The organism is Roseateles sp. P5_E11, from assembly GCF_054049355.1.
This window is the reverse complement of record NZ_JBFUMO010001049.1, coordinates 1-1,048: the sequence shown is the minus strand read 5'-3', so window position 1 is coordinate 1,048 and position 1,048 is coordinate 1. Positions and strand designations below refer to the sequence as shown.

The 1,048-nt window shown below is 62.2% G+C and carries 3 protein-coding genes; all 3 read right to left on the bottom strand.

Annotation, left to right across the window (positions count from 1 at the left end):
* Nucleotides 1-330, bottom strand: a 330-nt coding sequence (locus ACXJKR_RS33310) for an MlaA family lipoprotein (RefSeq protein ID WP_457326498.1), incomplete at its 3' end; no start/stop codon positions are given.
* Entirely contained in the window at nucleotides 327-827 is a 501-nt protein-coding gene (gene mlaD / locus ACXJKR_RS33305) for an outer membrane lipid asymmetry maintenance protein MlaD (protein ID WP_457326497.1), read from the bottom strand. The genes ACXJKR_RS33310 and mlaD, both read right to left, overlap by 4 nt.
* A gap of 12 nt (nucleotides 828-839) precedes the next feature.
* Nucleotides 840-1,048: ABC transporter permease (locus tag ACXJKR_RS33300; protein WP_457326496.1), on the bottom strand; the 209-nt coding region annotated here is incomplete at its 5' end.

Genomic DNA, 1,048 nt, shown 5'->3' with positions numbered 1-1,048 from the left:
GGCCTTGAAACGACCCTGCAGGAACAGATTGATCGCCGACCAAGCGTCGCCGATGTTGCCGAAGAAGTTGTCGACGCCGGTACGGATGGGCGCAGGCACGATCTCGGTATAGGCGGTCGCGACGGGCTTGAGCACGTTCTCGTCCAGCTTCTCATTGAAGGCGAAGACCTTGCGGTTCCAGGATTCCCAGGGATCCAGCCGCTGGCCCTTGGAGCCCATGACCTTGTCGACAGCCCGCTCGATGCGCGTGCCGACACCCTTGACGGTCTGGCAACCCGCCAGGCTCAGGGCCAGGACAAACAGGGCCAGCATGCGGACGATACGGTTCACGGCTTGCTCCCCGAGGCAGGTACTGCCGCTGCGGCGCTGCCCATGTCCGACGCCTTGCTGTTGATGAACTGGCCAATGAGGTTTTCCAGCACCACGGCGCTCTGCGTCTGCCTGATGATGTCGCCGCTGGCGAGGTTCTTCTCATCCGCACCCGGCTCCAGGCCGATGTACTGCTCGCCCAGCAGGCCCGAGGTCAGGATCTTGGCCGAACTGTCCTTGGGGAACTGCGTGTTCTTGTACATATTGAGCAGCACCTTGGCCTGGAAGGTCTTGTCGTCGAAGCTGATCGACTCGACACGGCCGACGACGACGCCGGCGCTCYTGACCGCCGCGTTAGGCTTCAGGCCACCGATGTTGTCAAAACGCGCCGACACCTGGTAGGTGGCATCGAAATTGAGGCTCAGCAGGTTGCCAGCCTTGAGCGCGAGGAACAGCAGCGCAGCGCCGCCGATCAGCACGAACAGGCCCACCCAGGCGTCATATCGAGAGGATTGCATCCTTCCTTCTCCCTAAATCGAAAACATCATGGCGGTCAGCGTGAAGTCCAGGGCCAGCACGGCCAGCGACGACAGCACGACGGTACGCGTGGTCGCTGCCGACACGCCCTCGGGCGTGGGCCGGCAACCATAGCCCTGAAGCAGAGCGATTAATGTGACCGTCACGCCGTACACAAGGCTCTTGATGAGTCCGTTGCCGACTTCCTGGATCAGATCCACGC